General features: G+C 32.6%; 9 protein-coding genes. 1 reads left to right on the plus strand and 8 read right to left on the minus strand.

Annotated elements, in window-relative coordinates; all coding sequences use genetic code 11:
- Window positions 1–45 precede the first annotated feature (45 nt).
- The 4 genes from BO51_RS05885 to BO51_RS05900 form a co-directional block, all read right to left on the minus strand.
- Window positions 46–1,653: a carbon starvation CstA family protein gene (locus BO51_RS05885; RefSeq protein ID WP_496484869.1), complete on the minus strand. Its 1,608-nt coding sequence runs from the start codon at window positions 1,651–1,653 to the stop codon at window positions 46–48.
- Window positions 1,654–1,679: 26 nt separating this feature from the next.
- Window positions 1,680–2,174 (minus strand): DUF8052 family protein, encoded by a 495-nt coding sequence (locus BO51_RS05890; RefSeq protein ID WP_496484871.1) that lies wholly within the window; start codon window positions 2,172–2,174, stop codon window positions 1,680–1,682.
- A gap of 108 nt (window positions 2,175–2,282) precedes the next feature.
- Window positions 2,283–3,029 (minus strand): LytR/AlgR family response regulator transcription factor, encoded by a 747-nt coding sequence (locus BO51_RS05895; RefSeq protein WP_496484873.1) that lies wholly within the window; start codon window positions 3,027–3,029, stop codon window positions 2,283–2,285.
- Window positions 3,007–4,722, minus strand: a complete 1,716-nt coding sequence (locus BO51_RS05900; protein WP_496484875.1) for a LytS/YhcK type 5TM receptor domain-containing protein — start codon at window positions 4,720–4,722, stop codon at window positions 3,007–3,009. The genes BO51_RS05895 and BO51_RS05900 overlap by 23 nt, the downstream gene beginning before the upstream one ends.
- A 131-nt stretch (window positions 4,723–4,853) precedes the next feature.
- Between BO51_RS05900 and abc-f the strand changes: the two genes are divergently transcribed.
- Window positions 4,854–6,758 (plus strand): ribosomal protection-like ABC-F family protein, encoded by a 1,905-nt coding sequence (gene abc-f, locus BO51_RS05905; RefSeq protein ID WP_496484876.1) that lies wholly within the window; start codon window positions 4,854–4,856, stop codon window positions 6,756–6,758.
- 18 nt (window positions 6,759–6,776) lie between these two features.
- On the opposite strand, the gene tsaD is transcribed toward abc-f, so the two are convergent.
- From tsaD to tsaE, 4 genes are read right to left on the minus strand one after another with little or no spacing between them, the layout of a single operon-like run.
- Window positions 6,777–7,778: a tRNA (adenosine(37)-N6)-threonylcarbamoyltransferase complex transferase subunit TsaD gene (tsaD, locus tag BO51_RS05910; RefSeq protein ID WP_496484877.1), complete on the minus strand. Its 1,002-nt coding sequence runs from the start codon at window positions 7,776–7,778 to the stop codon at window positions 6,777–6,779.
- Window positions 7,779–7,787: 9 nt separating this feature from the next.
- Window positions 7,788–8,231, minus strand: a complete 444-nt coding sequence (gene rimI / locus BO51_RS05915; protein ID WP_496484879.1) for a ribosomal protein S18-alanine N-acetyltransferase — start codon at window positions 8,229–8,231, stop codon at window positions 7,788–7,790.
- Window position 8,232: 1 nt separating this feature from the next.
- Window positions 8,233–8,928 carry a tRNA (adenosine(37)-N6)-threonylcarbamoyltransferase complex dimerization subunit type 1 TsaB gene (gene tsaB / locus BO51_RS05920; protein ID WP_496484881.1) on the minus strand — a complete coding sequence of 232 codons (696 nt, stop codon included), beginning with the start codon at window positions 8,926–8,928 and terminating at the stop codon, window positions 8,233–8,235.
- Window positions 8,925–9,377: a tRNA (adenosine(37)-N6)-threonylcarbamoyltransferase complex ATPase subunit type 1 TsaE gene (gene tsaE / locus BO51_RS05925; protein ID WP_496484883.1), complete on the minus strand. Its 453-nt coding sequence runs from the start codon at window positions 9,375–9,377 to the stop codon at window positions 8,925–8,927. Before tsaE ends, tsaB begins: the two co-directional genes overlap by 4 nt.
- Window positions 9,378–9,542 lie beyond the last annotated feature (165 nt).

The following is a 9,542-nucleotide window of genomic DNA, read 5'->3' on the forward strand; positions in this document are numbered from 1 at the left end:
CATCAGAATTTCCTAAAATAAGTAAAATTAGGGCTGTCAGAAAAACTAGTTGTTTAAATCTTCTTTTTTAAACAAAATCTGATATCCAGAAACAGCAAGAACTATCGCCAAGATAAATAGAAGTACAGGGAAAATTACCAATATATAATTTTGATTGACGAAGTTAGATTGAATTAGAAATACCAAAGCTGTCAACGTAACAATCAACATAAACACCATTGGTATGGTGATCATACTGAAACTCTTCTTTGACTTTTTAAGCCACAATGCTACTGCCATCAAAGCCAGTGCCGATAACAATTGATTTGCCGATCCAAATATTGGCCATATTGACGCATAGCCTCCAGTAGCTAAATATGCCCCTAAGACTACAGTAATTGTAGTTGCGACATATTTATTTGTTAGTGGTGATTGCTTTTCTACTCCCTCTTTTTCAAAATACTCTTGGAATATAAACCTTCCTAATCTAGTAGCTGTGTCTAAACTCGTAAGAGCAAATGCAGAAACCGCTAAGGCAACGAATGTCTTTCCAACCTCAAATGGTATTCCAAATTTAGACATAAATACTCCTATTCCATTTGAAAATACATTTACAGGTCCTCCTTGTAGTAGTTCACTAAACTCACCCTTTGTTAAATAGGCAGCTGTAATCAAAGCAACTACTGCTAAAACGCCTTCTATTAGCATCCCCCCATAACCAATGAGCTTTGCATCTTTTTCACTATCTAGCTGTTTAGCTGTTGTGCCGGATCCTACAAGTGAGTGAAATCCTGAAATCGCACCACATGCTACTGTTACAAATAGCATTGGAAACAGATATTGTCCATTTGCAGCTTTAAAGCCTGTAACTGCCTCTAATTGGATAGATGGTCTATATATGATTATTCCTAATACAGCTCCAATCATCATTGCATACAATAAAAATGAATTCAAATAATCCCTAGGTTGAAGCAATATCCACACAGGAGCTGTTGATGCTACAAAAATATAAATAGCTAAGATTATTATCCATATGTTGAGACTTAAATTTAGTGGAAAAATAGTTCCCAGCCAAACACATAAAAATAATAGAATTACTCCCACAATAGTGCCTAATTTTAATGAAACTCCTTTTCTATTAGTAGCATATCCAAATCCAACTGCTAAGACAATAAAAAGCATAGAGGATGTAGCTGCCTGTGGTGTGCTTACAAAAGTGTTTGCTACTATATTTGTGAATGCAGATACAATCAATAGCAATGTTAGCCATGCAAATATTGAAAAAAGTTGTTTTCCTCTCTTACCCATGGTATCATTTATAACTTCTCCGATCGATTTACCGTCATGTCTAATTGAAACAAATAATGATCCAAAATCATGTACTCCGCCAAAGAATATGCTTCCTATCACTACCCATAATAATACTGGTAACCATCCGAATACAGCTGCTTGTATTGGCCCATTTATCGGCCCAGCACCTGCAATTGACGCAAAGTGATGGCCTAGAAGTACTTGTGGTCTTGTGGGGACATAATCTACTCCATCATTTATTACATGAGCAGGAGTCTTTCTGTTTATATCTATTCCCCATTTTTTTGCAAGCCATGATCCATACGTGGCATAGGCTAATAAAAATACAAAAATACTGCCTAATACAATTAATAATGAGCTCATACTAAATCTCCTTTCTTTTATATATTCTAATTTGCAAGCAAATATCCCACAACCTCCTTTCCTTTCTTATTTGTTAATATCTTGTTGTCATCAGCATTTATTAATATTAAGCTTATATCCACCCAACCTCTTAATCCAAATTTATAGCTCTTATAAAATTTGAATTTCTTGATAAAATTCTCTACTTCTTTCTCTACATTCTCATCTACTATAAATACTACATTCACAGTTGTTCTCATATGGTTCTCGTCTACATCGTATATTTGTAAGTTGTTTTTAATTTTATCAATAATAGATTGTAGATATTCTAAATCACATTTATCAATTGTCTTTATAAGATAATATTCATAAGTGTTGAATGAATCCAATACATTCCCTTTAGTGAGAAAATACCTCTCTGAAACAACCTCACACTTAGCCATCAGTTCAAAATTTGTATTGTCCAAAATATAATTTTCTTCTATATCAAAAAACCTGCTCAATCTTGATTTTAATAAATCTAAATATTTTATACTTTCCATAAAATCACCCTATTTTAACTATATCAAATAAAAGTTGCTTATTCATATTTTGGTGCTAAAGCGCAAAATTAAGTGCTTAAAATGAAAATATCAACTAGTAAAATGCAACTAGTTGATATTCATCCTCTCTCTAAATCCTTTCACATAGTTTCTACTGACAGGTATCTTAATATCTATTCCCCTTACAATAATATTATAAGTTGAGTTAAACCAAGGCTCTATTCTATCAATATAATTTAAGTTTATAATGAAAGACTTGTGAGTTTTATAAAAATTGTAATCTTTTAGTGACTCATAGAGTTCACAAAGGGTAATATTGACTCTATATTCATCGTTTTTAGTCACTAAAATAGTATCTCTGTCGCAAATAGTAGCGTAGATAATGTCATTATATCTTATTGGTATTATCACACCATTTTTATATGCGCTAATAATTTGCATATTTCTATAGTTGCCACTTGTATTGTTGGATTTATATTTTCCTTCATTACTTGATAATTTCGCTTTCAATTTTTCAATACATCGATTAAATCTATCCTCTGAAATTGGCTTTAACATGTAGTCAATTGCATCTAATTCAAAAGCATTTATCGCATAGTCATCATATGCAGTCAAAAAAACTATTTCTGGTCTTTCTATTAAGTCGTTTATTATTTTAGCAACTTCTATGCCACTTAAGACTGGCATTTTTATATCCAAAAAAATTACATCTGGTCTAAATTTTCGGTTCATCTCCAAGACTTCTTTGCCATGATTGGCTTCTCCCACAACAGAAAATTCATCATATTTGCTTAAGAAATATTTGATGTCCTCTCTTGCTAAGTATTCATCATCAGCAATTAGCACTTTGATCATGTAAAATCATCCTTTCTTTTAACGGGATTCTAATTAGAACAGTTGTGCCATGATTGATTTTGCTAGTTATTTTCAATTTGTATTCCTCTCCATATTTTACTCTCAATCTGTCATTGACATTCTTGAGTCCTATCCCCTGTTTACTATTCGCTTTAAAAATTCTCTCCAGCATGTTTTTATCCATTCCCACTCCATTGTCTATGACAAATATAAAAATTACTGAATTCCCTTTTCTAACCACTATTTTAATTTCTCCTCCATCATACTTTTCGAAAATACCATGTTTAATGGCATTTTCAACTATCGGTTGAATTATCAATGGAGGAAGTGTGCAGTTTAGTTCTTTTGGTATATCGAAGACAATGTTGAGTTTATCTCCAAACCTTGCTTTTTCAATCTCCAAGTATGACTTTATGTTCTCTATCTCTTTATATAAGTCAACTTCATCAGAAGGATCATTTAAACTATTTCTAAAATAGTTGCTCAAGTGAATTAACAATTCCCTTGATTTATCTGGAGAAGATCTTGTCAATGAAGCTATAGTATTTATAGCGTTAAAGAAAAAATGTGGATTTATTTGAGCCTGTAAAGCTTTAAGCTCTGATTTGGTCAATAGTTGAGATTGATAATCTAATTCACCCAACTCAATTTGTGTAGAAAATAGCTTACCAAGGCCATTCGCTAATGCTTCTTCTGATTTAGTAATTGAATGTTTGGATTTCTTATACAATTTCAATGTTCCCATTATCCTATCGTTATATTTTAATGGAACTACTATGGCTGAGTTTAACTTACAATTACTATTTGAGCAATTTATAGTGTTTTTATCCTCAGCAACTTTGCACAATCCTGTGTTTATGACATTTTTCGTAAGCTCTGTCATTATGTATTTATCTTCTTTATGATGTTCTTCACCAACACCGGCATGTGCGAGTATTCTTGTATTATCTGTAATCGCAACTGCGTCAAAATCTGTCATTTCCAAAATAATATTAGCTACAACACTAGCATTATCTTTATTTAGACCATTTCTGATATATGGAAAAGTTTTGTCTGCAATCTTTAAAGCTAATTGTGCTTGATATGCTTCTCTCGACTCTATCTCAGTTATTGAGCTATGAATCAAAGATATAGAAAGGCTAATTCCTATGCCATTTGTGATTACCATGGGCAAAGCTATTAATTTAACTAATTCAAGTGCAGATAAAAATGGTTTCGAAAAAATTAAAATAATTACCATTTGCATAATTTCAGCCAACATTCCGTAAAACAATGCAAAAGTGACCTTATTGTCGCTCTTGTCGTATCTATTCTTCAAAAATCCCGCAAGTGTTCCTTCGCAGAATGTAGAAATAGCGCAAGATAAAGATGTAAATCCATTCATATCTATTAGCATTCTATGTAATCCTGCAATTAGCCCTGACATTGCCCCTACAAAAGGCCCACCTATTAGTCCGCCAACAAATACTCCAATTACTCTTGAATTTGCAATTGCACCATTTATTGGAATGCCAGTGTACGTCCCAATAATGCCATAAATGGAAAAGATTAAAGTCAATATTATTTTTTCATTTAAGCTGGTCTCCTTTTTTGTTATCATCTCCCTTAGAGATTTATGCCTTGTCATAAGGTACGATAGAAGCATTATTATTCCAACACAGCTAAATAGATTTCTAATTATCAGTATAATCATGGTTCTTCCTCCTAATACAATGATATCACAATGAACAAGTTGTATTGCAGTCAAAATTAAGATTTGTAATCTGTTTTGCTATTTATTATATTCCTTTATTATGTTAAAATATACTGGTCGGAGGGATAAATGTGCTAGTACTTTCAGCGTCAAATATAACAAAATCGTATGTAGATAAAAAAATACTTGAAAATATTTCTTTTTTTGTTGAGGACAAAGACAAAATTGGATTGATTGGCTTAAATGGCGCCGGCAAAACCACACTTTTTGAAATTATTGCGGGCAATGTAGAACCAGATAGCGGCGAAATATTCATTAAATCATCAATGAAAATAGGCTACCTCAAACAACATACCAAAGTTGACTCTAATCTTACGATTTTTGAGGAATGTCTAACTGTTTTTGAAGATTTAATAGAGATGGAAAAAAGAATAAATTCCTTAGCAGAACTAATTTCTGAAAAAAGCAACGCAGGTGACGATTCATACGAATCCAATTTAAAAGAATATGGAACTCTTTTAGAAGAATTTAGCAATAGAAATGGATATGGTTACAAATCCGAAATCAAAGGCGTGTTAAAAGGCTTAGGTTTTTCAGATGAGGACATGGATAAGAGCGTTAGTGTACTAAGCGGTGGTCAAAAATCAAGAGTTGCTTTAGCAAAATTGTTATTGGAAAAGCCTGACATACTCTTATTAGATGAACCTACCAACCATTTGGATATAGAGTCTATTGAATGGTTAGAGAGTTTTATTAAAGATTATGACAAGGCTTTATTATTGATTTCACACGACAGGTATTTCTTAGATAAAGTAGTGAATAGAGTTTTCTACTTAGAAAATCAAAACTTATACATATACAACTCAAATTATACAAAATTCATGCAACAAAGAAAGAAAGATATTGAGGTTTTAAAAAAGCAATATGAAGATCAGCAAAAAGAAATAAAGAGACAACAAGAAATCATCGAAAGATATATGCAATACGGTGGAGAAAGATATATCAAACAAGCCAGAAGCAGGCAAAAAATGCTAGATAGGATTAAGCTAATCGATAAAGTAGAAAATAATAAAAAAATGCTTTCATTAAACTTTGAGCCAAGTGTTACTTCAGGCAGAGATGTTTTATTGGCAGAAAATATATCTAAATCTTTTGATGGAAAAACTCTCTTTAAAGATATTTCATTAAGCATTTACAGAGGAGAAAAAGTAGCTTTAATTGGTCCCAATGGAATTGGTAAAACAACATTGTTTAAAATATTGTTAGGAAATATGGAATATGACGATGGAAATATCATCGTAGGAAAAAATGTAGTTACAGGTTATTTTGATCAAGAAATGGAACAACTCTCATATGACAAAACTGTCATAGATGAAATTTGGGATTCTTACCCATATCTAACTCATTATCAAGTTAGAACTTACTTGAGTAGATTTCTCTTCATTGGCGATGATTTGTTTAAAGAGGTGTCTTCTTTAAGCGGCGGAGAAAAAGCTAGATTGTCATTACTTAAGCTCATGCTTTCAAATGCCAATTTCTTGTTAATGGATGAGCCTACAAACCATTTAGATATTGATTCTAAAGAAGTTTTAGAAGATGCTATAAATTCGTATTCTGGTACAGTTTTCGTAATATCTCATGATAGGTATTTCTTAAATCAAATTGCCACTAAGATTTATGAATTAACAGAAGAAGGCATTTTTGAATATCTTGGAAATTATGATTACTTTTTAGAAAAGAAAAAGGAATTAAATGAAGAAGAGCCCATCGAAGAAGAAAGAACTAAGACTCAGATAAAACTAGAGAAAAAGAAAGAAAAAGAATTAATCCAAAGAGAAAAAGAGCAGAAAGAAAAACAGAAGCTTTTAGAAAAAGAAATTCTTAAACTAGAACAAAAATTAAATGATCTTGATATGATATTAGCAGACCCCAAAACATATGAGAATCATGAGAAGGCTTTAGATATATCAAAGAAACGTGACGATATCGCAGAAAAATTAAATGATATGTATGATGAATGGATAGAAATGTCTTAAAGGATGGCAGTCCATCCTTTATAGACTTAAATTGGCATCGACTTTCAAATCCAGCATAGATTTATTTCCGGAAATATAACTATAATATCCAGCTGAACCTATCATCGCAGCATTGTCAGTGCAAAGAGTTATAGTTGGGATATATAGTTCAATATCATTTTCTATTGCTTTTTTAGTAAATACATCTCTGATGCCGCTGTTAGCTGCAACTCCACCTGCGATAACCAATTTGTTTTTCTTAGTTTCTTTTAAGAGCCTAAATGTTTTCTCGCTCAACACGTCAATTACCGACATTTGAAAGCTAGCTGCCACATCTTCTATGCTAATCGTTTCTTTCTTTAATTTCATTTGGTTTAAATAGTTTAAAACAGCTGTTTTAAGGCCACTAAAACTAAAGTCATAACTTTTTTCTTCTAGATATACGCGAGGAAAATTAATTGCTTCTGGATTTCCTGTTTTTGCAAGTTTATCTACCATAGGTCCTCCTGGATAAGGCAGCCCCAATGCTCTAGCGACCTTGTCGAATGCTTCCCCTACTGCATCATCTCTAGTCCTTCCTATGACTTTATATTCATCATATCCAGAGACATCGACTAAATAAGTGTGCCCGCCAGATATTACTAAGGCTATAAAAGGCGGCTCTAGGTCTTGATGTGATAAATAATTTGCGCATATATGCCCCTTTATGTGATTTACCCCTACTAACGGTATATCTAAGCTATAAGATAGAGCTTTTGCAAAAGACATGCCTACTAATAGCGCTCCAACTAGTCCAGGCCCTTGTGTGACAGATATAAAATCTATGTCGTCCAAATTAATATTTGCTTCTTCCAATGCACTTTTCAATATTTGGCTGATGTTTTCCACATGCATTCTCGATGCTATCTCTGGTACAACTCCACCAAATTTTTTATGAGTTTCTATTTGTGTAGATATTATATTTGAAAGTATTTTCCTGCCATTTTCTATAACGGCTATCGATGTTTCATCGCACGAAGTTTCTATTGCCAATGTCTTCATATTTCACCTCTATTTTCTTCTCCACATTATTAATGCATCTTCATTTTCATCTGTATAGTATTTTGGTCTAATTCCACATTCAGTAAATCCATGTTTCTTATATAAGTTTATAGCTACTTGGTTGGATTTTCTGACTTCTAAAGTGATATTTGGTATATTGTGCTTATCACAGTAATCAATTATTGCTAACATTAAGTAGTCTCCTATGCCTTGCCCTCTATATTCTTTTTTTACAGCAATATTTGTTATATGAGCTTCATCCATTATTTTCCACATGCCAAGATAGCCAACTACTTTTTCTTCTATTTCGGCAACAATGTACAAAGCCAGTAAATTCTCTTCAACTTCTTTCTTTAATGCTTCATAACTCCATGGTGTAGAGAAAGATTCTTTCTCAATTTCATATACTTCATTTATGTCTTTGGATTCCATTTGCCTTATTGTTACTCTCATGCTATTCTCCCTTGTGAAATTGTCTTTCAGCTTGTGATTCTCTTAAATATACTGGTTTCAAATTGTCAACATCATCAATTAATCCATCTTTAAATCTCTCATAAGCGATCTCGCAAATGCTGCTAGCTCTAATATAATTTAGATTAAACGGAGCGAAAATAGCTTTATCTCCTAAAATCTCATCTATTATATCTCTATATGCAATGCTCCCATTTCCGTTCACATAAAGTTTGTCATAATTTTTGTTTAGATAATTGCAGTACTCGACAATATCCAATGCATCGTCTTGTTTTACAACTTTTAAGCAGTTTTCTTCCCATTTATATATGCCTGAAAAAACTCTGTCTCTCCTAGCATCAATCATTGGCACAATGTGGCATTCCGAAAAAATATTATATGCTAAAGCTTCTAATGTTGGAACTCCTATAATCGGTTTATTATTAGCTATTGCGAAACCTTTTGCTGTTGCCAGTGCAATTCTTAACCCCGTGAAAGAACCTGGCCCTATTGAAATAGTATAAAGATCTATATCTTCGATATCGATTTTCAGCCCATCCAATGCACTCTTTATCATTGGAACCAACATTTCGGAATGGCTCATATCTACTGACAGCGAGTACTCGCCCAAAAGCCTTTGATCATCGGTTATAGCAACAGTTGTCATCAATGTTGATGTGTCCATGCCCAATATTCTCATTTTAACAACTCCTCCACTAATTTGACATATCTATCTCCATGTGGAACAAATTTAAATTCCCTTTTGTTTTCATTGACTATTTTAATCCATATGTCTAGCCTTTCTTTTGGCAATATATTTTCAGCATTTTCAGCCCATTCTATTACGCATACGCCATCCGAATAAAAATAATCTTCTGCTCCCAATAAATCTAACTCCTCTTCATCATTAAGCCTATATATGTCAAAGTGATAAAGAGGTAGTCTCCCTTCGTATTCATTTATAATAGTGAAAGTTGGGCTTGTAATATATGCTTTTACTCCAAGCCCTTTTCCAATAGCTTGAGTAAAAGTGGTTTTTCCTGCTCCTAAATCGCCATTAAGGCATATTATATCTTTCTTTTCAAGTAATGAGCCAAGTTTTTCTCCTAGTTTTTCCACTTCTTTTAAATTGTTGATCTCTATTATCATTTTATCATATCTCCAATAAAATATTATCAACTCATTATAGCAAAATATCTATATTTCTTCAAATCAAGTTCAATCGGGTAGGAGATAAATAATTAATTTATTTATCGACCTCCCACACCGCCGTACGTACCGTCCGGTATACGGCGGTTTCATAGTTTACACTCT

Source organism: Soehngenia saccharolytica DSM 12858, from assembly GCF_059568515.1.

Bases quoted from the DNA above. Each gene is read 5' to 3' on its own strand.
- BO51_RS05890 (WP_496484871.1), bottom strand. From the start codon at position 2,174: ATGGAAAGTATAAAATATTTAGATTTATTAAAATCAAGATTGAGCAGG.
- tsaB (WP_496484881.1), bottom strand. From the start codon at position 8,928: ATGAGAATATTGGGCATGGACACATCAACATTGATGACAACTGTTGCT.
- rimI (WP_496484879.1), bottom strand. From the start codon at position 8,231: ATGAGAGTAACAATAAGGCAAATGGAATCCAAAGACATAAATGAAGTA.
- BO51_RS05895 (WP_496484873.1), bottom strand. From the start codon at position 3,029: ATGATCAAAGTGCTAATTGCTGATGATGAATACTTAGCAAGAGAGGAC.
- tsaD (WP_496484877.1), bottom strand. From the start codon at position 7,778: ATGAAGACATTGGCAATAGAAACTTCGTGCGATGAAACATCGATAGCC.
- BO51_RS05900 (WP_496484875.1), bottom strand. From the start codon at position 4,722: ATGATTATACTGATAATTAGAAATCTATTTAGCTGTGTTGGAATAATA.
- BO51_RS05885 (WP_496484869.1), bottom strand. From the start codon at position 1,653: ATGAGCTCATTATTAATTGTATTAGGCAGTATTTTTGTATTTTTATTA.
- tsaE (WP_496484883.1), bottom strand. From the start codon at position 9,377: ATGATAATAGAGATCAACAATTTAAAAGAAGTGGAAAAACTAGGAGAA.